The sequence below is a fragment of the Serratia sp. CY43202 genome, from assembly GCF_052168755.1.
Classification (GTDB): domain Bacteria; phylum Pseudomonadota; class Gammaproteobacteria; order Enterobacterales; family Enterobacteriaceae; genus Serratia; species Serratia bockelmannii.
The window spans coordinates 662565-683197 of sequence record NZ_JBJNMB010000002.1 but is presented as its reverse complement, the minus strand read 5'-3'; the positions used below and the strand labels follow the sequence as shown (position 1 = coordinate 683197).

The 20633-nt window shown below is 58.1% G+C and carries 20 protein-coding genes; 12 read left to right on the top strand and 8 right to left on the bottom strand.

Annotated elements, in window-relative coordinates; translation table 11 throughout:
• Window positions 1-215 precede the first annotated feature (215 nt).
• Entirely contained in the window at window positions 216-1040 is an 825-nt protein-coding gene (locus ACJ8J5_RS05065; protein WP_080287156.1) for a LysR family transcriptional regulator, read from the bottom strand.
• Between the two features lie 139 nt (window positions 1041-1179).
• On the opposite strand from ACJ8J5_RS05065, the gene ACJ8J5_RS05060 reads away from it, so the two are divergent.
• The 3 genes from ACJ8J5_RS05060 (at window position 1180) to hslJ (ending at window position 3084) form a co-directional block, all read left to right on the top strand.
• Complete coding sequence (locus tag ACJ8J5_RS05060) at window positions 1180-1470, top strand: putative quinol monooxygenase (RefSeq protein ID WP_025302982.1); 291 nt, start codon at window positions 1180-1182, stop codon at window positions 1468-1470.
• Between the two features lie 142 nt (window positions 1471-1612).
• Entirely contained in the window at window positions 1613-2605 is a 993-nt protein-coding gene (locus ACJ8J5_RS05055) for a 2-hydroxyacid dehydrogenase (RefSeq protein WP_025302983.1), read from the top strand.
• Between the two features lie 50 nt (window positions 2606-2655).
• The gene (gene hslJ, locus ACJ8J5_RS05050; RefSeq protein ID WP_043143628.1) at window positions 2656-3084 is read left to right on the top strand and encodes a heat shock protein HslJ; all 429 of its coding nucleotides are present in this window, start codon (window positions 2656-2658) and stop codon (window positions 3082-3084) included.
• A gap of 21 nt (window positions 3085-3105) precedes the next feature.
• On the opposite strand, the gene ACJ8J5_RS05045 is transcribed toward hslJ, so the two are convergent.
• Window positions 3106-3360, bottom strand: coding sequence for a DUF333 domain-containing protein (locus ACJ8J5_RS05045; RefSeq protein WP_015377999.1), 255 nt, complete (start codon window positions 3358-3360; stop codon window positions 3106-3108).
• Window positions 3361-3859: 499 nt separating this feature from the next.
• Window positions 3860-4192 carry a multidrug efflux SMR transporter SsmE gene (gene ssmE / locus ACJ8J5_RS05040; RefSeq protein WP_025302985.1) on the bottom strand — a complete coding sequence of 111 codons (333 nt, stop codon included), beginning with the start codon at window positions 4190-4192 and terminating at the stop codon, window positions 3860-3862.
• A gap of 238 nt (window positions 4193-4430) precedes the next feature.
• On the opposite strand from ssmE, the gene nifJ reads away from it, so the two are divergent.
• From nifJ to ACJ8J5_RS05020, 4 genes are all read left to right on the top strand, one after another.
• Window positions 4431-7964 (top strand): pyruvate:ferredoxin (flavodoxin) oxidoreductase, encoded by a 3534-nt coding sequence (gene nifJ / locus ACJ8J5_RS05035; protein WP_414104460.1) that lies wholly within the window; start codon window positions 4431-4433, stop codon window positions 7962-7964.
• A gap of 92 nt (window positions 7965-8056) precedes the next feature.
• Window positions 8057-8545 (top strand): GNAT family N-acetyltransferase, encoded by a 489-nt coding sequence (locus ACJ8J5_RS05030; protein WP_197780405.1) that lies wholly within the window; start codon window positions 8057-8059, stop codon window positions 8543-8545.
• Between the two features lie 214 nt (window positions 8546-8759).
• Entirely contained in the window at window positions 8760-9698 is a 939-nt protein-coding gene (ttcA, locus tag ACJ8J5_RS05025) for a tRNA 2-thiocytidine(32) synthetase TtcA (protein WP_025302988.1), read from the top strand.
• 146 nt (window positions 9699-9844) lie between these two features.
• Complete coding sequence (locus ACJ8J5_RS05020) at window positions 9845-10243, top strand: VOC family protein (protein ID WP_025302989.1); 399 nt, start codon at window positions 9845-9847, stop codon at window positions 10241-10243.
• 218 nt (window positions 10244-10461) lie between these two features.
• Here ACJ8J5_RS05020 and zntB read toward each other — a convergent pair whose 3' ends face one another.
• Window positions 10462-11445 carry a zinc transporter ZntB gene (gene zntB / locus ACJ8J5_RS05015; RefSeq protein WP_025302990.1) on the bottom strand — a complete coding sequence of 328 codons (984 nt, stop codon included), beginning with the start codon at window positions 11443-11445 and terminating at the stop codon, window positions 10462-10464.
• Between the two features lie 154 nt (window positions 11446-11599).
• On the opposite strand from zntB, the gene ACJ8J5_RS05010 reads away from it, so the two are divergent.
• The 3 genes from ACJ8J5_RS05010 (at window position 11600) to ACJ8J5_RS05000 (ending at window position 13787) form a co-directional block, all read left to right on the top strand.
• The gene (locus tag ACJ8J5_RS05010) at window positions 11600-12301 is read left to right on the top strand and encodes a hypothetical protein (protein ID WP_197810815.1); all 702 of its coding nucleotides are present in this window, start codon (window positions 11600-11602) and stop codon (window positions 12299-12301) included.
• Entirely contained in the window at window positions 12253-13344 is a 1092-nt protein-coding gene (locus ACJ8J5_RS05005) for a hypothetical protein (protein WP_414104459.1), read from the top strand. Before ACJ8J5_RS05010 ends, ACJ8J5_RS05005 begins: the two co-directional genes overlap by 49 nt.
• Window positions 13345-13538: 194 nt before the next feature.
• Entirely contained in the window at window positions 13539-13787 is a 249-nt protein-coding gene (locus tag ACJ8J5_RS05000) for a hypothetical protein (RefSeq protein ID WP_004930507.1), read from the top strand.
• A gap of 159 nt (window positions 13788-13946) precedes the next feature.
• Here ACJ8J5_RS05000 and ACJ8J5_RS04995 read toward each other — a convergent pair whose 3' ends face one another.
• Together ACJ8J5_RS04995 and ACJ8J5_RS04990 are read right to left on the bottom strand one after the other, a co-directional pair.
• Complete coding sequence (locus tag ACJ8J5_RS04995; protein WP_049205471.1) at window positions 13947-15581, bottom strand: peptide ABC transporter substrate-binding protein; 1635 nt, start codon at window positions 15579-15581, stop codon at window positions 13947-13949.
• A 158-nt stretch (window positions 15582-15739) separates the two neighbouring features.
• On the bottom strand, window positions 15740-16090 hold the full coding sequence (locus tag ACJ8J5_RS04990; protein WP_025302994.1) for a hypothetical protein: 351 nt from the start codon (window positions 16088-16090) through the stop codon (window positions 15740-15742).
• A 206-nt stretch (window positions 16091-16296) separates the two neighbouring features.
• Here ACJ8J5_RS04990 and mpaA point away from each other — a divergent pair, with 206 nt between their 5' ends.
• On the top strand, window positions 16297-17004 hold the full coding sequence (gene mpaA, locus ACJ8J5_RS04985; protein ID WP_043143634.1) for a murein tripeptide amidase MpaA: 708 nt from the start codon (window positions 16297-16299) through the stop codon (window positions 17002-17004).
• Between the two features lie 3 nt (window positions 17005-17007).
• Here mpaA and ycjG read toward each other — a convergent pair whose 3' ends face one another.
• Complete coding sequence (gene ycjG, locus ACJ8J5_RS04980; RefSeq protein WP_043143636.1) at window positions 17008-17982, bottom strand: L-Ala-D/L-Glu epimerase; 975 nt, start codon at window positions 17980-17982, stop codon at window positions 17008-17010.
• A 225-nt stretch (window positions 17983-18207) separates the two neighbouring features.
• Between ycjG and tpx the strand changes: the two genes are divergently transcribed.
• On the top strand, window positions 18208-18711 hold the full coding sequence (gene tpx, locus ACJ8J5_RS04975; protein ID WP_004930536.1) for a thiol peroxidase: 504 nt from the start codon (window positions 18208-18210) through the stop codon (window positions 18709-18711).
• A 57-nt stretch (window positions 18712-18768) separates the two neighbouring features.
• On the opposite strand, the gene tyrR is transcribed toward tpx, so the two are convergent.
• Window positions 18769-20340, bottom strand: coding sequence for a transcriptional regulator TyrR (gene tyrR, locus ACJ8J5_RS04970; RefSeq protein WP_414104458.1), 1572 nt, complete (start codon window positions 20338-20340; stop codon window positions 18769-18771).
• Window positions 20341-20633: the final 293 nt, after the last annotated feature.

Sequence of the window (20633 nt, the reverse complement as noted above, 5' to 3'; positions counted from 1 at the left end):
CGATTTGCACCTTTTTAGCGCAAACGTGTGCGAAGTTGTAGATTTTCGTTACATATACATCACATAAATAGGACGGTTTTCAGACTTTTGTTATTGTCGTTACCGTTGATGATTAATAGTCTTGCAACCATTCTAATAAAAGTTTAGCTGCTAGCTAACTGTGTACTAGAGAAGCCATTCCCCACACCCCCGTGGGGATTTTTTTGCCGCTAATTTCAAATCACGGCCTCAATAAAAGCCTGTACTATGCGGCTGTCGCTCGCTTTACGCCAGATAGCATAAATATCGCTGCGCATTTCATTCCCGCACTCGGTATACGCAACCTCCCGCTGTCGCGCCAGGCTCTCAGGGACAAACGCATACCCCAACCCCGCGCTTACGCAGGCGAATATCACGTCATAGCATTCCACCTCCAGCAGCGCGGCGGGGATCACTTGCTGCTTTTGCAGCCAGGCGTCCACCAGATGGCGATAGTGGCATTGACGCGAATAAACATAGAGATCGCTTTTTGCCAACAACGCTGGCTGATACGCCCCGCCAATGAAGACCAAACGCTCCTGAAAAGCACGCCGGCTCTGCAGCTGCGGATGTTCTATCGGCCCATCTGAAAACACCACGTCCAGAGTTCCTTTTTGCAATTGAAACTCCAGATCCAGCGAATAACCCTGCACCACACTCAACTGAACGCGGCGGTTCTGCGCACGGTAATGCGCCAACTTTTGCGGCAGATGATGACTCAAGGCGATATCCAGCGCGCCAAGCTTCAGTTCACCCTGCACCGGATCCTGTTCAAGCTGCGCTCGCGCCCGCTCTTCGATAGCCAAAAAGCGCTTGGCTTTATGGTAAAGCGCCCGGCCTTCCGGTGTGAGCGACAGTCGATTGCGCTCACGATCAAATAGCGTAACGCCACACGCCATTTCCAACTCTTTTAATTTCTTGGTCACGTTAGAGGGCACGCAAAACAGCCTCTCAGCCGCTGCCGTGAGACTCTCTGACTCAACCACCATGCAAAAGGTCACCAACTGAGCACGTTTCAACATCACAAGCCTTCACCAAAAATGAATAGCAACGGAACTTTATTTCACTTTTAGTCAACCATCAAGTCCGTAGAATCCTCGCAGTCAGCACATTGCTGCCACCTGGAAATTCCAGTTTCATTATCGACTGAGGAAATAAACCATGATCACGCTCAATGTCTTTTTTCAGGTCAATCCGGCCAAACGCCCCGCGTTTCTCAGCCTGCTCAACACCATGGTGCAGGAATCCAATAAAGAAACCGGCTGCTCTTTTTACCAGCTTTGGCAATGCCAGAACGATGAAAACAGCTACGCGCTGATCGAAAACTGGGACGATAAGGCGGCGCTTTCGGCACACCAGAAAACCCCGCATTGGGTCGCCTTTAACGATGCCGTCAACGGGTACTTGACCCATGACTACGATGAGCATCATTACACGGAAATCGCTCGCTAACATCGCGTGAACCGGCCCAATGCGGGCCGGTTTCATCCTCCTGGTTGACCGAACAAACCCCACGCTGGCCAAACCGCTAACCAATTGTCGAATTTACTAAAATCTGTTAAATTGATCACAAAATCACGGTGGAGAAACCACGATGAAATTGGCGATATACAGTACCAAACAGTATGACCGTAAATATCTCGAACTGGTGAATCAGCAGTTTGGCTATGAGCTGGAATTCTTCGACTTTTTACTCAGCAAAAAAACCGCCAAAACGGCCGCCGGTTGCAAGGCGGTGTGTATCTTCGTCAACGACGACGGCAGCCGTGAAGTGCTCGAAGAACTGGCGGCACTGGGCGTCGAGATCCTCGCCCTGCGCTGCGCCGGTTTTAATAACGTCGATCTGGACGCCGCCAAAGAACTGGGCATCAAGGTGGTGCGCGTGCCGGCCTACTCGCCGGAGGCCGTGGCAGAACACGCGGTAGGCATGATGATGTGCCTGAACCGCCGTATTCACCGCGCTTATCAACGCACTCGCGACGCCAACTTCTCGCTGGAAGGGCTGATCGGTTTTAACATGCACAACCGCACCGCCGGCGTGATCGGCACCGGTAAAATCGGCGTGGCGACGATGCGCATTTTGAAAGGCTTCGGCATGAAGCTGCTGGCCTACGATCCGTTCCCGAGCGAACAGGCGCTGGCGCTGGGCGCGGAGTATGTCGACCTGAAAACGCTGTACGCGCAATCCGACGTGATTACCCTGCACTGCCCGTTGACGCCGGAAAACCACCATCTGCTGAATGCCGACGCCTTCGCGATGATGAAAAACGGCGTAATGGTGATCAACACCAGCCGCGGCGCGCTGATCGACTCTACCGCCGCCATCGACGCGTTGAAGCAGCAAAAAATCGGCGCGCTCGGGATGGACGTCTACGAGAACGAACGCGATCTGTTCTTTGAAGACAAGTCTAACGACGTGATTCAGGATGACGTGTTCCGCCGCCTGTCGGCCTGCCACAACGTGCTGTTCACCGGCCATCAGGCTTTCCTGACCGAAGAGGCGCTGACCAGCATTTCGCAAACCACGCTGCAGAACATCAGCCTGTTGGATCGCGGCGAAGCCTGCCCGAACCAGCTGAACGCCTGAGCGTAACTTCGGGGCGCCCTTGCGGCGCCCTGTTTATTTGAGAGAACGCAATGAGAAAAACCACGGTGGCCGCCCTTACGACGCTGGTCCTAGGGGGATGCAGCATGAAACCACAGTCTACCGTCACACCCGGCGATCTGTTGCATCACAACTTCGTGTTGCAGAGCGTAGATGGTGAAGCGGCACAATCACGAACGGATGGCGGCCTGCTCAATTTGGAATTTGGCGAGAACCTGCATGTCTCCGGCGCAATGTGCAACCGCTTCTTCGGCCAGGGGCAGTTACGCGACGGCGTGCTGACGGTAAAACCGTTGGCCTCGACGCGCAAGCTGTGCCCTGATGAGCAGCGCAACCGCTGGGATCAGGTGATCGGCACCGTGCTCGAAAACGGCGCCGACGTGATGCTGAACGCGCAGCAACTGACGCTCAACGGCAGCGGCCACACGCTGGTTTATACCCTGCGCGACTGGGTGTATTGATCCGGGCCTGTCGCTGCGGGCTTACCCGGCGCAGCTGCCCAGGCCCAGCGTGCGTTCTTCGCACTGCTTGCCATTCGGCATTTGGCACATGCGCAGCGCTTCACCGTTCAGGTTATGCGCGATGGTAGTAACGCCGCCGACCGCCGCGCAACCGGCGCTGGTCTGCAACGTATTGATTCTGGCACTGTTGCCCTGCTGTACTGGCTCTTCGTTATTGCTGCTGCAGGCGGCTAAAAGCAGCACGGCGCTGGCAAGCAACCATTTTGATGTCGTCATTATCCCACTCCTGAACCCGGAACTGCGCTGTGTAAAATCGCCATTGCTGATAACGCGCGTCACTTAGCGGACACGTTTCGCTATCTTTGATGCAAACTTGTTTAATCTAGCTCGATATATAAATAATGAAAATATATTCCAGCCATTATTTGTCATTTTTTTGCACCGGCCGGACATTTATTTTGTTTGCAGAATATTTCCGCCCCGGCGCGATACGCCAAACGTGACAGCGCCACCCTGTGCCTGGCCCCGGCCGCACGAAGAAAGTGATAACGTCACCGCTGCTGACGAAGAGATTTGTCCCGCGATATCGGTATTCATTATCTTCACGTGCTTTCAGTGAGACGACGCATTTTTTGCTACCGGAGAGGACGATATTTGCGTCTATGCTGGCGGCGCTAAGTAATTAGCATTCCACTATTTTCAGTGAATGATGGCTGAATTCTTCAACCGGCGCGACTTGCTGTCACGCCGGCCTTTTTTCACATTAAAATAACACTCAGTGCACCGAGGCTTTAGACAGTAAATTAATCACCAGCACGCCGGCAATAATTAATCCCATGCCGACAATCGCTGGCCAATCCAATTTTTGCTGGTAAACGAATACCGCGGCGATCGACACCAGCACGATGCCCATACCCGACCAAATCGCATACACGATGCCCAGCGGCATGCTCTTGACCACCATCGACAGCCCCCAAAAGGCCACGCCGTAACCCAGCACCACCAGCAGCGACGGCCACAGGCGGGTAAAGCCCTCGGAGGCTTTCAACATGGTGGTGGCGATCACTTCCGCGACTATCGCCATCGTCAAATACATAAATGCGCTCATGATTTTCTTCTGTCAGTTTGCCGATGCGCAATTATGACGCGCCGGAAATAAATTGTCTTTAAACGGTCAAAACAATTTATTGCCACTGCATCTCATTCGGCGAGGAAATACGCCATTGACGATTTATCACCCGCCACACAAACGCGATAAAGCCACGTTCAAACCCTCTGTTAGACTTTTTCCCATTACTGCGAAAGTGTGCTTTCGCGGCTTTGTGAGCAATGAAAAGGTAATATCGATGATAACTACAGATGGTAATAACGCAGTCGCTTCCGTGGCCTATCGCACCAACGAAGTGATTGCCATCTACCCTATCACGCCAAGTTCCACCATGGCGGAGCAAGCAGACGCTTGGTCAGGCGATGGCCGGCAAAACATCTGGGGCGATACTCCGCGGGTGGTGGAAATGCAGTCTGAGGGCGGCGCGATCGCCACCGTGCACGGCGCCTTGCAAACCGGCGCACTGTCGACTTCGTTCACTTCATCGCAGGGTCTGCTGCTGATGATCCCGACGCTGTACAAACTGGCCGGAGAGCTGACGCCGTTCGTGCTGCACGTCGCCGCCCGCACCGTAGCCACACACGCGCTGTCGATCTTCGGCGACCATTCGGACGTGATGGCGGTGCGCCAAACCGGCTGCGCCATGCTGTGCGCCAGCAACGTGCAGGAGGCGCAGGACTTCGCGCTGATCTCACAGACCGCCACTCTCAACGCGCGCGTGCCGTTTATCCACTTCTTCGACGGGTTCCGCACCTCGCACGAAATCAACAAGATCGTGCCGCTCAGCGACGATACGCTGCGGCAAATGCTGCCGCAGGCGGCGATCGACGCTCACCGCAGCCGGGCGCTGTCGCCCGATCATCCGGTGGTGCGCGGCACTTCCGCCAACCCGGACACTTATTTCCAGTCGCGCGAAGCCACCAACCCGTGGTATGACGCCACCGGCCAACACGTGATCGACGCCATGGCGGCCTTCGCCGCCCTCACCGGCCGCCACTATCGGCCGTTCGACTATTACGGCCACCCGCAGGCCGAGCGCGTGGTGGTGGTGATGGGATCCGCCGCCGGCACCTGCGAAGAGGTGATTGACACCCTGCTGGCCCGCGGCGAGAAAGTCGGCGTGCTGAAAGTCCGGTTGTTCCGGCCGTTCTCCGCCAAATACCTGCTCGGCGCGCTGCCGGACAGCGTGCGCAACGTCGCGGTGCTCGATCGCACCAAAGAACCGGGCGCGCTGGCCGAACCGCTGTATCTGGACGTGATGACCGCGCTGGCGGAGGCCTACAGCCGGGGTGAGCGCGCCACGCTGCCGCGGGTGATCGGCGGCCGTTACGGCCTGTCGTCGAAAGAGTTCGGCCCGGACTGTGCGCTGGCGGTGTTTCGCGAGCTGGCCCAGCCGCAGCCGCGCCCGCGCTTTACCGTCGGCATCTTCGATGATGTCACCGGGCTTTCACTGCCGCTGAGCGACGAAATCCTGCCGCAGCGCGCCTCGCTGGAAGCGCTGTTCTACGGTTTGGGCAGCGACGGTTCGGTCTCGGCCACCAAGAACAACATCAAAATCATCGGCAACGCCACGCCGCTGTATGCGCAGGGCTATTTCGTCTACGACTCCAAAAAGGCCGGCGGCCTGACGGTGTCGCATCTGCGCGTCAGCGAGCAGCCGATCAACTCGGCCTATCTGGTCAGCCAGGCGGATTTCGTCGGCTGCCACCAGCTGCAGTTTATCGATAAGTATCAGATGGTTGAACGTCTCAAACCCGGCGGTACCTTCCTGCTCAATACCCCTTACGGCGCCGACGAGGTCTGGTCACGCTTGCCGCAGGAGGTACAGGCGCTGCTGCATCAACGCCAGGCGCGTTTCTATATCATCAACGCCGCCAAGCTGGCGCGCGAATGCCGGCTCGGCGCGCGCATCAACACCGTAATGCAGATGGCGTTCTTCCACCTGACGCAGATCCTGCCGAGCGACGTGGCGCTGCAACAGCTGCAGGATGCCATCGCGCGCAGCTATAGCAACAAGGGCCAGGAGATCGTCGAGCGCAACTGGCAGGCGCTGGGCGCCACCCGTGGCGCACTGATTGAAATTCCACTGCAGCCGGTCGACGACAGCAGCCCGATGCGCCCACCGGTGGTCTCGGACGCCGCGCCGGACTTCGTCAAAACCGTTACCGCCGCGATGCTGGCCGGGCTGGGCGATGCGCTGCCGGTTTCCGCCTTCCCGCCGGACGGCACCTGGCCGGTGGGCACCACCCAGTGGGAAAAGCGCAACATCGCCGAAGAGATCCCGGTCTGGCAGCCCGATCTGTGCACCCAGTGCAACCACTGCGTCGCCGCCTGCCCGCACTCCGCCATTCGCGCCAAAGTGGTTCAGCCGTCGGAGATGGAACACGCCCCCGCTTCCCTGCAGTCTCTGGATGTCAAATCACGCGATATGCGCGGCCAGAAATACGTACTGCAAGTGGCGCCGGAAGATTGCACCGGCTGTAACCTGTGCGTCGAGGTCTGCCCGGCGAAAGATCGCCAGAACCCAGAGATCAAGGCCATCAACATGGCTTCGCGCCTCGATAATCTGACGGCGGAAAAAGACAACTACGACTTCTTCCTGCAGCTGCCGGAAATCGATCCAGCGCAGCTGGAGCGCATCGACATTCGCACCTCGCAGCTGATCACGCCGCTGTTCGAATACTCCGGTGCCTGCTCCGGCTGCGGCGAAACGCCGTACATCAAGCTGCTGACCCAGCTCTATGGCGACCGTTTGCTGATCGCCAACGCCACCGGCTGTTCCTCGATCTACGGCGGCAATCTGCCGACCACGCCTTACACCACCAACGCCGAAGGGCGCGGGCCGGCGTGGGCCAACTCGCTGTTCGAAGACAACGCCGAATTCGGCCTGGGCTTCCGCCTGACGGTCGATCAACATCGCGCACGGGTGCTGCGCCTGCTGAATTCGCTGGCGCCGCAGCTGCCGGAGCAGTTGGTCAATGCCCTGCAGATGGAAGATGTGGCACCGGAGCCGCGCCGGAAGCAAATCGCCGAACTGCGCACGCTGCTGGCGAGTATTGGAGGTGAAGACGCACGCCAGCTGGCGGCCGACGCCGACTACCTGGTGGATAAATCCATCTGGCTGATCGGCGGGGACGGCTGGGCCTACGACATCGGCTTCGGCGGGTTGGATCACGTCCTCAGCCTGACGGAGAACGTCAACGTGCTGGTGCTCGACACCCAGTGCTACTCCAACACCGGCGGCCAGCAGTCGAAAGCCACACCGCTTGGCGCGGTGACCAAGTTCGGCGAACACGGCAAGCGCAAGGCGCGCAAAGATTTGGGCGTCAGCATGATGATGTACGGCCATGTCTACGTCGCGCAGATCTCGCTGGGGGCGCAGCTTAACCAAACGGTGAAAGCGATTCAGGAGGCCGAGGCCTATCCGGGCCCGTCGCTGATCATCGCCTACAGCCCGTGCGAAGAACACGGCTACGATCTGGCGCTCAGCCACGATCAGATGAAACAGCTGACCGCCACCGGCTTCTGGCCGCTGTACCGCTTCGATCCGCGCCGCAGCGCCGAGGGCAAGGCCGCGTTAGCGTTGGATTCGCGGCCGCCAAACAGCAACCTGTCGGAAACGCTGCTGAAAGAACAGCGTTTCCGCCGCCTGAACGCTCAGCAGCCGGAGGTGGCCAGCGCGCTGTATCAGGCCGCCGAGAAAGAGCTGAAGGAGAAATACGATTTCCTCAGCCTGCTGGCCGGTAAGGCGGAAAAGTCCGCTGCTGAGTAACCTCCCTCAGGGCGCGAGCGATTCGCGCCCTGTTGCTTTTCCTTCTATTCTCATTGCAATTGCGCCAGAAGCCAAAGGAAGCCAAAGAACGCATGGAAATCATCATCTCAGATCGCAGCCATTCGGAAGCATTGGTCGATATCATCATCGAAATGGAAGAATATTATTTCGGCCCCGACGTGATAAAACGCCAAGAGGTGCTCCCTTACCTCAATAACGCCCTGTTTGGCCCCTACTCAGGTATTACTGTCGCCAGTGCTTGGTCACAAGGTAAGGTCTGCGGATTTTGTACCTTTTGCATCATGCACCCTGCCCCTAAGCTCAGCGGTCAAATGTTTATGAAAGAGCTGTTCGTCAGCCGCACTGCCAGAGGGTTGGGCGTAGGCAAGGCAATGATGCGTTTTATCGCAACCATTGCGCTCGAACATGGCTGTAGCCGTCTGGACTGGACAGCTGAAAAGTCCAACCCCAACGCCGGGCTTTTCTATCGCCGGCTGGGCGCCGACGAAGTCACGGCCAAACAGTACTTCCGTCTGGAAAACGACGCGTTGCGTGCTTTCGCTCGCCCCAATACTGAGTAATTCACATCGCCCCTTCTGCCGCGAAGAAGATCGTTGGGATGACTCAATAAAACCCGCTGGCATTCCTGCGCGTAATCCGTACCATACAGGCCTCGCGTCGGGCGCGTTGAAGCTGGATGATGAATAATGATCAAAATCGGCCGGTTGAATGGTAAACTCGCGGTCTACAACGCCATGCCCCTAGTGCCCCCTATTGAGAATGAGCACGATTTAAATGTCAGAAAAGCAATCCGTTAGCCAAAAAGAGCAGTACAACCTGAATAAATTGCAAAAACGCCTGCGCCGCAACGTGGGCGAAGCGATCGCCGATTTCAATATGATTGAAGAAGGCGACCGTATCATGGTCTGCCTGTCCGGCGGTAAAGACAGCTACACCATGCTGGAGATCCTGCGCAACCTGCAGCAGAGCGCGCCGATCAACTTCTCGCTGATCGCGGTGAATCTCGATCAGAAACAGCCCGGCTTCCCTGAGCATATTTTGCCTGCCTACCTGGAAAGCCTGGGGGTGGAATACAAGATCGTCGAAGAGAACACCTACAGCATCGTCAAAGACAAGATCCCGGAAGGCAAAACCACCTGTTCACTGTGCTCGCGCCTGCGCCGCGGCATTCTGTACCGCACCGCCACCGAACTGGGTGCCACCAAGATCGCGCTGGGCCATCACCGTGACGACATTCTGCAGACGTTGTTCCTCAACATGTTCTACGGCGGCAAGATGAAAGGCATGCCGCCCAAACTGATGAGCGACGACGGCAAGCACGTGGTCATTCGCCCGCTGGCCTATTGCCGCGAGAAAGACATCGAGCGTTTCTCGATCGCCAAAGCGTTCCCGATCATTCCATGCAACCTGTGCGGCTCGCAGCCTAACCTGCAGCGCCAGGTGATCGGCGATATGCTGCGTGACTGGGACAAACGCTATCCTGGCCGGCTGGAAACCATGTTCAGCGCCATGCAAAACGTGGTGCCTTCGCACCTGAGCGATATCAATCTGTTCGATTTCAAGGGCATTCACCACGGGAGCGCCGTGGTAGACGGCGGCGATTTGGCCTTCGATCGCGAAGACATCCCGATGCAGCCGGTCGGCTGGCAGCCGGAAGACTCGGACGACGCGATACCTGCGCCAGAACGTTTGAACGTGCTGGAAATCAAATAAGCCCCCTCGCCGCTTGCCATCCTGCGAGCGGCGACATTTCCCTTTCTCGACGATCTCGATCCTGTTCACAGTTTGCGCAAAATTTACTCGGCAGTGCCGTTTTTACCCTATACTGTTTATTTATACAGTTATATGGAGATCGCGCAATGAATATTACCCCCTGCCTGTCCCACATCTCGCTGGGCTCCAACGATTTCGAGGCCGCCGCCGCCTTTTACGATCGTGCGCTGGCCGCCTTGGGATGCCGACGGGTGCTGGAGCATCCCGGCGCCATCGGTTACGGCCGCGACTACCCGGAGTTTTGGCTGCAGGTGCCGATCGACGGCCGCCCGGCCTCACCCGGCAACGGTACGCACGTCGGTTTTTTCGCCACCAGTAAGCAACAGGTGGATGAATTCCATCGCCAGGCGCTGCTGGCCGGTGCCGTCGATGAAGGCGCGCCCGGTTCGCGGCCGCATTACGGTGAGGCTTACTACGGCTGCTTTGTCCGGGATTTGGATGGGCACAAGATTGAAGCCAGCTTCTGGGATGAAAGCGCGGCCTGAAGAAGAAGGGAAGCCGAATAAAAAAATGCCGGTGATTAAACCGGCATTGTACGAATCAAATGTGCTATGCAGTAATTCAAAAATAAGAAAGTAAGACAATTATGGAGCGCAACGCCCATCGCTTGACGTTGCATTCACCTGCGAGAGAGATCATGCCCCATTTCCCCCGGCTAAATGTTGATTTTGCTCAATGTTAACCGGGTTTTCGTCATTTTCACCTACAGCCAGCGGCTGCGCTTCAGCCACCAGGCGACGCCAAGCACCAACCCGACCAACATCAGGCAAAATGCCGCGAAACCGAAGGGGTTGCCGCCGCCCGGTATGCCGCCAAGGTTGACGCCAAACAGCCCGGTCAGGAAGGTGGTAGGTAAAAAGACCATCGCTAACAATGACATGGTGTAAGTGCGGCGGTTCATCGCGTCGGCCATCACTGTGGTGATTTCGTCGGACAAGATAGCGGTGCGCGCGATGCTGCCGTCCAGATCGTCCAACCCGCGCCCCAGGCGATCGGCGATGTCCTGCATGCGGCGGCGATCGTCGTCGCTCATCCACGGCAGGCGGTCGCTGGCCAGCCGTGCGAAAACGTCACGCTGCGGCGCCATGTAACGGCGCAGCACGATAAGCTGTTTACGGATCAACGCCAGCTGACCACGCTCCGGCACCTGCTGTTCCAGCAAGGCGTCCTCCAGATCGATAATCTTGTCGTGCAGATCCTCAATGAATTCGCTGGTGTGATCGGTCAACGCATCGGAAATCTCCACCAGCCAGTTGCCGCTGTTGGTCGGCCCGGCGCCGCTTTGCAAATCGTTCACCACCTGATCGATGGAATACACCTTGCGGTGCCGCGTGGAGATAATCAGTTTATCGGTGATGTACACACGGATGGTGACCAACTGGTCCGGCCGTGAGTTGGCGTTGAAGTTGATGCTGCGCAAGGTGATCATGGTGCCTTCGCCCTGGCGGCTGACACGTGGCCGAGAGCTTTCGCCGGAGAGCGCTTCGCGCACCGAGTCCGGCAGCAGCGGCGTGGTGCTCAGCCATTCGGCGCTGGCCGGGTGCGCGTAATCAAGATGCAGCCAGCACGGCGCGTCGCAGGTGATCTTGTCATCTTGCTCGATCGGCGTGACGCCGCCCTTGCCGTCCAGCTGGTAGGCGTAAACCGCATCGGCGATCTGCAGCTCGCTCCCCTCAATCACATCCATTCATTTATCCCCTCAGTCTTACTTATGTTGCTGAGTCTAGCCTTAACGCCTTGGAGATCAAAGGCCAAGCTGTAACGCCAGTTTTCACGCCAGGTGAAAAACGTGCTCTATACTTCTGGCCTTAGGGAACACATCGCAACGACAGGAAGCCCCCATGTTTGAGATCAGCGCCGCAGATATTCTCAAAGTCAGTTTGACCGTTATCACCCTGTTTATCGCCGTTGTTAAAACGCCATTTCGTATTCGGCGGGAAAACCATGACAAGCTGCTCAAGCTACTCGAATCCGTCGAGAAGCCCCACAGTGAGCGCATGCAGCTCTTGCTGTTTAGGGATTACATCGGTAGCAAAACCGCCGGGCTGGCGGAGTTGCAGCAATTGCTGGCACTGCCGGACGGCGTAACGGCGCTGGAGCGCTACAGACCTACTGGCGGCCGACAGCAGATCCTGCGCACCACGTCCAAGGGTTTCGTTTTGCAACGACGCGCCGACAGTGCGTTAAAACGCTCGCTGCTTTCCTGTCGCTATCTGTTGAAATACCTGCTATTCGTCACTCTGTTGGTGCTAATGCCTGTGCTGGCGCAATGGGGCTTGCGGCAGCTTGGCGTGCTGGTTATCGCGCCGTCGCTGGTGTTTATGTCCGGTGCGCGCATCACCGACGGCTGGCAGCTGCTGTTCCCCGGCTTTATATTTATTATCATCATGCTCAGTCTGACATACTTAATCTTCAGGCAACTGGCGCTGGCGGGTAACCTCAGTTCGGAACGCGCCTTTTATCGCTACTATCAACGAGCGCGTGAGGAACAACGATGCCGGGAAGTCCTGAGACAACTGCGCACTGCGCTGCGCCGAACCTGACGAGGATGCGCCGCCTGCGCTACATCGCAATGGCCGCCCTGCTGCTGTTCGGCCAATCGGTTCGTGCAGAGCCGGTATTAGAACGCCTCGCCACGCCCTATCACGCGCCGACGGCGGCGGGTTCACTGCCTTATTTTGTCGCTCACGCTCGCTCCCGCCAGCCGCGCACCGCACTGGTGGTGATGCACGGCCTCCCGCGCGATGTCGCCAAGACGTTGCAAGCGGCGATCGATGCCGCGCAGGAAGCGGGAGACAATGGCTTATTGGTCGCCCCGCTGTTCCAGGTGCCGGAGAAACTTGCCGTTCATTGCCATTCCGCCGGGCTCCCGTCACCGCAAGACGGCGATGCCCTGTGGCGCTGCGGCTCCTGGATCGCAGGCGATTTGGATAATAGCGGGAAAACCGGTTCGTTCAACGCCCTGGATAACCTGCTGGCCGATCTGAAACGGCGCTGGCCATCGCTGCAGTCGATAACCGTGGCCGGTTTTTCCGCCGGCGCCCAGTTCGTGCAGCACTATGTCGGCTTTGCCCATCCGCCAAACGGGGTGCGTCTGCGCTATGTGGTGGCCGATCCCGGCAGCTGGCTCTACTTTGAGAATCTGCGTCCTCAGCCCACAAGCTGGGGAAGCTGCGGCAGTGAAACAACCTGCCGCTTCCGTTGGCAAACGCTGAACGCCGGCCAGTGTCCACGGGCCAACCAGTGGAAATACGGCCTGGAAGCGCTTCCCGTTCATCTACAGCGCCCCGCAGACACGGCGCGCCGGCGTTACGCCGCCGCCGATATCACCTATCTGGCTGCCGCCGAGGATACCGGCACCGCGCCGGGCGCCTACTATCGGATACTCGACAAATCCTGCGCCGCCCAGCTGCAGGGCCCCTATCGATTGCAGCGCGCCCTGGCCTATGCCGACTATGACCGGCGTTACCTGGCGCCGGATAAGCCGCATCGGTTAACGATCGTTCCCGGCTGCGGGCACAACGTCGCCTGCGTCTTTCCCGCCCCGGCGGCCAGGCAGGCGCTTTTCCCGATTAATGCAGACTAATAATAACGGTAATGAAATAAACCATTGCCGATAAATCGGACAATATCGCCGATAAAGCACTGGTAATGCCGTTATTATTATGACTTAACATATTGCTATCACTTTTAATTCAAAATGATAATAATAAATCAACATAAAGCTGTTTCAGCGCAAATTTTAGGGGCATATACTTTTCTCACTACGAGGAGGTAGTTATGTTACGCGACCATTTAAAAATAAACGCCAGCGATACGCTGGAAAAAATCAGCAATATCCATTTGCAAAACCAGGGGCAGGAAGAGATCAGTGAATTCGTGGTAAAAAACGCCGCCGGCCTGCAGATTGGCAAGGTCTCCGTCCACGATCGTTTCAGCACTCGCCGCTCTTATCCCACCAGCTATCGCATCACCCAAACCGACATGAGCGGCCGTGTGGTGGTGGATGCCATGCGAGACTGTCTATAAGCGTAACCGCTCTCTGAAATAGCAAAAAATAATGTGATGATGGCAACCCTGTTTATTATTAAACGGGGTTTATCGCGTGGATAAATTAATTACCTTCTTCATTTAACCGTCAATAAAAATAAATCCCCCGCGTTACGCGGGGGTGAAAAATAAGCCCAATCAATGTTTGATAATATACATCGTTTGGCTATAGGCCACGTCTTCCGGATTGGTGATCGGGTAGCCTTTTACCCACGGTTTGATCAGGCGGCCGTTGGTGTACTGGTAAATCGGCGCGATCGGTGCCTGATCGGCAATGATTTGCTCCATCTTGTTGTAATCGGCGGTCACCGCCGCCGGGTTGGTTTCCCGTCCCGCCTGCGCCAGCAGCTTGTCGTAGTCCGCGTTCTTGAACTTGGCAATGTTGCCGCTGTGGGTAGAGGTCAACAGCGACAGGAAGGTCGACGCCTCGTTATAGTCACCTACCCAGGAGGCGCGGATCACGTCGAAATTACCGGTATTACGGCTGTCGATATAGGTTTTCCACTCCTGGTTTTGCAGCTTGACGTCAATGCCGAGCTTTTTCTTCCACATTGAGGCCACGGCGATGGCGATCTTCTGGTGGCTTTCCGAGGTGTTATACAACAGCGTCAGCTTCAGCGGGTTGTTCGGGCCGTAACCGGCCGCCTGCAACAACGCCTTGGCCTGCGCATCCAGCTCCGCCTGCGATTGCTGTTGCAGCAAACTCGCCTCCGGTTTGAACCCGGCAGTCACGTCCGGCGTGAAGTGATAGGCAGGCTTTTCGCCGGTGCCCAGCACTTTTTCCGCGATAATCTTGCGATCGATGGCGTAGGACAAGGCCTGGCGCACCCGCACGTCGTTGGTCGGCGCGCGCTGGGTGTTGAACGCGTAGTAATAGGTGCCGAGCTGATCCGGCGTGTACACCTGCCCCGGAATATCTTTCAGCAGCTTCTGATACATGTTTTTCGGGAAGGATTCGGTGATGTCGATATCGCCCGCCAGGTAACGCTTGGTGGCGTTGGATTCCTGATTGATCGGCACGAAGGTCACTTTGGTCAGCACGGTTTGCGCATGATCCCAGTAATGATCGTTAGGCGTCAGCACCAGCTTCTCGTTCACCACCCGCTCTTGCAGTTTGAACGCGCCGTTGCCCACCAGATTGCCGACCTTGGTCCAGTCGTTGCCGTATTTTTCCACCACCGCCTTATTCACCGGGAACAGGCTGAAGTTAGCCGTCAGGCTGACGAAGTACGGCACCGGCTTGTCCAGCTGTACTTTAAGCGTATAGTCGTCCGGCGCCGACACGCCCAAGCGATCGGCCGGCAGTTTGCCGCTGATGATCTGCTCGGCGTTCTGGATCCCCGCTAACTGCGCGAACCAGGCGAACGGCGACAGGTTTTTCGGTTCGACCAGCCGCTGCCAGCTGTAGACGAAATCCTTCGCCGTGACAGGGTCACCGTTTGACCACCGCGCATCTTTGCGCAGATGGAAAATATAAGTCTGGTTATCGCTGGTCTGCCAGCGCGTGGCGACGCCGGGGATCACTTTCCCATTGGCGTCCTGATTGACCAGCCCTTCGAACAGGTCGCGCGCCAGCTGGGCCTCCGGCAGGCCTACCGCTTTAATCGGATCGAGCGAGGCCGGTTCGTCTTTAATGTGGCGCACGATTTCCTGTTTGGCCGCCAACGCGGTGCCCGGGGGAACCTGCGCCGCCATAGCGCTGCTCATACAGGCGCCGATCGCCGCCGCGCAAAGCGCCAAACGAAAACCCCGTTGCATTTTTCTTCCCGTCATTATGATTTACCCCCGTTAACCATCTGAATTTTTTATCATATAGCACAAGATCCGTCCGGCCTAGCGCTCACGGCCGAGAAGTTGCAAAAAGTGCGATTCAGGCAATAAAAAACCCGTGCGGCGCAGGGCGGCACGGGCGGTGTTTGCAGCGGCGACCGTCAGTCGTACAGGTGGATGCTGTTGATGCGGTAGCTGAACTCTTCACCCTCTTCTTCATCGAACACGGTGAAAAAGCCTTTCTCGGCCAGCGGACGGGCCGAGATATCGGTTTTTTGCAGCTGGCGCGCGTCGGCGTCGTCGTAGCCGTAGTCGAGGTAGAAGACATCTTTTTGGTAATCGATATGCAGGGTGAACGGATAGTTCGATTCGTCCCCGCGCCCGTCGTCATTTTTCACCACGCCGAACCATTCCCCCTGACGGATCTGGTTTTCAGCATCCACGCCGCACAGCAGCGTGATGGTGTCATTTTCATTTTCGCTATAGCTGGCGATGATTCTGGCTACTGGCATGTTAAATCCTCTTGCGGGTGATTGGCTTAGCTCTGCCGTTAGTATAACAACAGCGTCAGGCCAGGTGCGGTTTAATTGGCGTTTTCACCGCCGCGGCGTCACAGATTGCGCAAACGTCGCACAATTGCGATGGGAAAGATGCCTCAAAGCGTAATACACTGAATAAAATGACAATGACTCTCGACCTTTAATCCAGGGACAACACCATGACCGAACATCGACCACGCAGTGAACGTGGCCAGTTGGCCATCGCAGGAGAGAACTACGGCAGCTCGCTGCTGGGCGCGCCGCTGCTCTATTTCCCGGCGGCGATCAGCGGCCCGGAGACCGGGCTTATCATCGCCGGCACCCACGGCGATGAGAGCGCCGCCATCGTGACCCTGTCTTGCGCGCTGCGCAGCATCGCCCCCGAACGACTGCGTCACCACGTGGTGCTGGCGGTCAACCCCGACGGCTGTCAGCTGGGGCTGCGCGCCAATGCCAACGGCGTCGATCTGAATCGCAACTTCCCGGCCGCCAACTGGCGCTCCGGCGATACCGTCTACCGCTGGAACAGCGCGGCGCCGGTGCGCGACGTCAAGCTCTCCACCGGTGGGCGCCCCGGTTCCGAACCGGAAACCCAGGCGCTGTGTCATCTGATCCATCGTCTGAAGCCGCACTGGGTGGTGTCGTTCCACGAACCGCTGGCCTGCATCGAAGATCCCGCCAGCTCGCGGCTCGGCGTTTGGCTGTCGCACAAGTTCGAACTGCCGCTGGTGACCAGCGTCGGCTATGAAACGCCCGGTTCGTTCGGCAGCTGGTGCGCAGATCTGTCGCTACCGTGCATCACCGCCGAATTCCCGCCGATCTCCGCCGATGCCGCCAGCGAGCGCTACATCGACGCGATGATCGAGCTGCTGACCTACCCGAATTAATCCCTACGGGGCGATATCGACGATCGCCCCGCATTCGAACGCCAGACCCGGTTCGACGTCCCGCGCCAGCCAGGTCGGGCCGTCCAGATCGACGAAGCGCGCCGCCGGCGCCAGCGGCAAGGCGGCGGATATCGCCCGTGACGTGCACAACATGCAGCCGAGCATGATGGCGAACCCTTGTTCGCGCGCGGCCTGCGCCAGCGCCAGCGCCTCGGTCAAGCCGCCGGTTTTGTCCAGTTTGATATTGACCATCTGATAGCGTTGCGCCAGCCGCGGCAGATCGGCACGGGTGTGGCAGCTCTCATCGGCGCAGATCGGCAGCGGATGGATAAAGTGCTCCAACGCAGCGTCGTCACCGGCCGGCAGCGGCTGCTCCAGCATCGCCACGCCGAGATCGGCCAGTAGCTGGCAGCGCGCCGCCAGCCCTTCCGCCTGCCAGGACTCATTGGCGTCGACGATCAGCGTCGCCTGCGGTACCGCGGCGCGGATCGCTACCAATCGTTCGCTGATATAGTGATCGTCGAGTTTGATCTTCAGCAGCGTGGCGCCCTGCTGCTCCAGTTCACGCGCGGCGAAGGCCATCGCTTCCGGCGTGCCGATGCTGACGGTCTGCGCCATACGGATATGCGCCGGGGCCGTCACACCGCTGCGCTGCCACAGGCTCTGCCCGTGCAGGCGGCACTCCAGATCCCACAGCGCCGAATCCAGCGCGTTGCGGGCGGCGCCCGCCGGCATCTGCACCAGCAGCTGTTCGCGGGTCATGCCTTGTGCGATCGCCGGCGCCATCTCTGCCAGCTGTGCCATCACCGATTCCTCGCTCTCGCCGTAACGCGGGTACGGCGTACATTCACCGGTGCCGCGCACGCCCTGCTGTTCGATTTCGACCACCACCACCCGGGCTTCGGTGCGGCTGCCGCGCGCAATCACGAAGGCAGTATGCAGCGGCCAGGCTTCCGGGTAAAAACGCATGTCTCTCATAACGGCTCCTGAGCGAAAACTGCGCATTCAGCCAGGCTGATGCGCCGGTGATGTTTTATAGAACAGCCTAATATATACAACTATTTAGCAAACTTTGATATCCAATCCGCCCCGGTTGTCATAAACTGGCGCCAGGGTGTGAACCTGATGTTAAATGCCGTTGCCGGCGCGCCGTTTCATCAGGTTCATACCCTTTGTATAAACACCTGTAAAAGGAATCTAGCAATGACTCAGACAGTACATTTTCAAGGCAATCCGGTCAGCGTAGCAGGCAAACTGCCACAGCAGGGCGAACAGGCCAAGGCCTTCTCGCTGGTTGCCAAAGACCTGTCAGACGTGGCGCTGAGCAGCTTCGCGGGTAAACGCAAAGTCCTGAACATCTTCCCAAGCATCGATACCGGCGTCTGCGCGACGTCGGTGCGTAAATTCAACCAGCTGGCCAGCGGCCTGGATAACACCGTGGTGCTGTGCATCTCCGCCGATCTGCCGTTCGCGCAGTCTCGCTTCTGCGGCGCGGAAGGCCTGAGCAACGTGGTTACCCTGTCTACCCTGCGCGGCGCCGAGTTCAAGCAGGCGTACGGCGTCGAAATCGCCGAAGGCCCGTTGGCAGGCCTGACCGCGCGTGCGGTCGTGGTGCTGGATGGCCAGGACAACGTGCTGTACAGCGAGCTGGTGAACGAAATCACCACCGAGCCTGACTACGACGCGGCGCTAGCTGCGCTGAAATAACAAAGCCGGCGAACGCCGGCTTTGGAAACCCGTTAAAGGCGCCGCAAGGCGCCTTTTTTATTCCTCGCCCTCAACGCCGCCTTTGCGGCTGCTCAGGCCATACTCGCGCAGCTTGTTGGCGATGGCAGTATGGGAAACGCCCAGCCGCTTCGCCAGCTTGCGGGTGCTGGGATAGGTGCGATACAGGCGCGTCAGCACCGAGCGCTCGAAACGCTTGCTGATGTCGTCCAGCGAGCCGTCCAGCACCTCGTCGCCCAGCGACATCTCCACCTCGAACTCCGGCAACACGATATCCTGCGGCCGCAGTTCGTAGCCTTCAGTTTGCGTCAGCGCGCGGTAGATAGCGTTTTTCAGCTGACGCACGTTGCCCGGCCAGCCGTACTTGCTGAGGAAGCCGCCCAGATCGTTCGCCAGCTTGGGCCGCGACACCCCCTGCTCATCGGCGAAGCGCGCCACGAACAGCTCGGTCAACGGCATGATGTCCTGCGGACGTTCGCGCAGCGGCGGGATGGTGATGGTCAGTACGTTGAGGCGATAATAGAGATCTTCGCGGAATTCGCCGCGCTGCACCAGCTCGGTAAGGTTTTTCTGGGTGGCGCAGATCACGCGCACGTCGACGTGCACCTCATGCTCTTCGCCAACGCGGCGGAACGTGCCGTCGTTGAGGAAACGCAGCAGCTTGGTCTGCATACGCGGCGACATTTCGCCGATCTCATCCAGCAGCACCGAACCGCCGTTGGCCTGCTCGAAGAAGCCCTTCTTGCCTTCCAGCGCGTTGGGATAAGCGCCCGGCGCATGGCCGAACAGTTCGCTCTCCACCACGTCATCCGGCAGCGCGGCGCAGTTCAGCGCCAGGAACGGCTGTTTGCCACGCGGGCTGCGCAAATGGCAGGCGCGGGCCAGAATATCCTTGCCGGTACCGGTATCGCCGACGATCAGCAGCGGCGCATCGAGCATCGCCAGCTTGCGCGCCTGCTCCAGCACGTGACGCATCTTGGCGCTCACCGCCACGATGTGGTCGAATTCGGTATCGTCGTTCACCGATAGATTTTGCAGCTGGCGGCCCATGCGCGCGGTGGACTTCAGCATCACCACCGCGCCGACCGCGGCCGCCTGCTGCTGTTCGTCTTCCAGATAGATAGGCGTGATGTCCATCAGGAAGTCCTGGCTGCGGATCACCACCCGCTCGGCGTGCGGCGCCGTATGCTCGCTCTCCAGCCAGCGGCTGAAGTTATAGCCGCCGATCAGCGCTCCGGCAGTCTGGTTGCGGATCTTGTCTTCGTTCAGGCTGAACAGCGCCTGCGCCGCCGGGTTGGCCAGCTCGACCTTGCCCTTCATGTCGATAGAGAACACCGGTTCCGGCATCGATTCCAGCAGCGCACGCAGCGCGCGATGCTCGCGTTCGGAAGGCATAAAGCTGACGGTGCGCACGTCGGTCACGCCGGCGATGCGGCGGATCTCCGCCATCAGCGCGCGGAAAGTATCGAAATCCAGCTGGGAGAAATTGAGGTAAATGCGGCCGATGGGATCGATTTCGATGCCACGTAAGTCAATGCTGCGCGATACCAAAAGATCGAGTAATTCTCGAGTGAGACCGAGGCGGTCTTCGCAAAATACTTCCAAACGCATCAGTGTTGGCCTTATCTCTGCAGGTGCGGGGATCGTTGACGATGATGATACTCCCTCGCACCGGGCGGTAGAAGCGATCTGTCAGCAAAAGTTGACAGAACTCTGATTTATTGCCGTGGTTGCTGATTTTAAACGCAAGCGGATAACAGCATCGGCGTCATTTTAGCCTACAAACAGAGAGTTATCACAATCAGAATTAATTTTGCAGAGATTTATCACGCAATCACAGGGGGATCGACTGTCGTCAAGTCTCGATTACGTCCGGCGTCGGTGCCGTTGAGAAAACGGCGCTC

Bases quoted from the DNA above. Each gene is read 5' to 3' on its own strand.
- ACJ8J5_RS05065 (WP_080287156.1), bottom strand. From the start codon at position 1,040: ATGTTGAAACGTGCTCAGTTGGTGACCTTTTGCATGGTGGTTGAGTCA.
- ACJ8J5_RS05060 (WP_025302982.1), top strand. From the start codon at position 1,180: ATGATCACGCTCAATGTCTTTTTTCAGGTCAATCCGGCCAAACGCCCC.
- ACJ8J5_RS05055 (WP_025302983.1), top strand. From the start codon at position 1,613: ATGAAATTGGCGATATACAGTACCAAACAGTATGACCGTAAATATCTC.
- hslJ (WP_043143628.1), top strand. From the start codon at position 2,656: ATGAGAAAAACCACGGTGGCCGCCCTTACGACGCTGGTCCTAGGGGGA.
- ACJ8J5_RS05045 (WP_015377999.1), bottom strand. From the start codon at position 3,360: ATGACGACATCAAAATGGTTGCTTGCCAGCGCCGTGCTGCTTTTAGCC.
- ssmE (WP_025302985.1), bottom strand. From the start codon at position 4,192: ATGAGCGCATTTATGTATTTGACGATGGCGATAGTCGCGGAAGTGATC.
- nifJ (WP_414104460.1), top strand. From the start codon at position 4,431: ATGATAACTACAGATGGTAATAACGCAGTCGCTTCCGTGGCCTATCGC.
- ACJ8J5_RS05030 (WP_197780405.1), top strand. From the start codon at position 8,057: ATGGAAATCATCATCTCAGATCGCAGCCATTCGGAAGCATTGGTCGAT.
- ttcA (WP_025302988.1), top strand. From the start codon at position 8,760: ATGTCAGAAAAGCAATCCGTTAGCCAAAAAGAGCAGTACAACCTGAAT.
- ACJ8J5_RS05020 (WP_025302989.1), top strand. From the start codon at position 9,845: ATGAATATTACCCCCTGCCTGTCCCACATCTCGCTGGGCTCCAACGAT.
- zntB (WP_025302990.1), bottom strand. From the start codon at position 11,445: ATGGATGTGATTGAGGGGAGCGAGCTGCAGATCGCCGATGCGGTTTAC.
- ACJ8J5_RS05010 (WP_197810815.1), top strand. From the start codon at position 11,600: ATGTTTGAGATCAGCGCCGCAGATATTCTCAAAGTCAGTTTGACCGTT.
- ACJ8J5_RS05005 (WP_414104459.1), top strand. From the start codon at position 12,253: ATGCCGGGAAGTCCTGAGACAACTGCGCACTGCGCTGCGCCGAACCTG.
- ACJ8J5_RS05000 (WP_004930507.1), top strand. From the start codon at position 13,539: ATGTTACGCGACCATTTAAAAATAAACGCCAGCGATACGCTGGAAAAA.
- ACJ8J5_RS04995 (WP_049205471.1), bottom strand. From the start codon at position 15,581: ATGACGGGAAGAAAAATGCAACGGGGTTTTCGTTTGGCGCTTTGCGCG.
- ACJ8J5_RS04990 (WP_025302994.1), bottom strand. From the start codon at position 16,090: ATGCCAGTAGCCAGAATCATCGCCAGCTATAGCGAAAATGAAAATGAC.
- mpaA (WP_043143634.1), top strand. From the start codon at position 16,297: ATGACCGAACATCGACCACGCAGTGAACGTGGCCAGTTGGCCATCGCA.
- ycjG (WP_043143636.1), bottom strand. From the start codon at position 17,982: ATGAGAGACATGCGTTTTTACCCGGAAGCCTGGCCGCTGCATACTGCC.
- tpx (WP_004930536.1), top strand. From the start codon at position 18,208: ATGACTCAGACAGTACATTTTCAAGGCAATCCGGTCAGCGTAGCAGGC.
- tyrR (WP_414104458.1), bottom strand. From the start codon at position 20,340: ATGCGTTTGGAAGTATTTTGCGAAGACCGCCTCGGTCTCACTCGAGAA.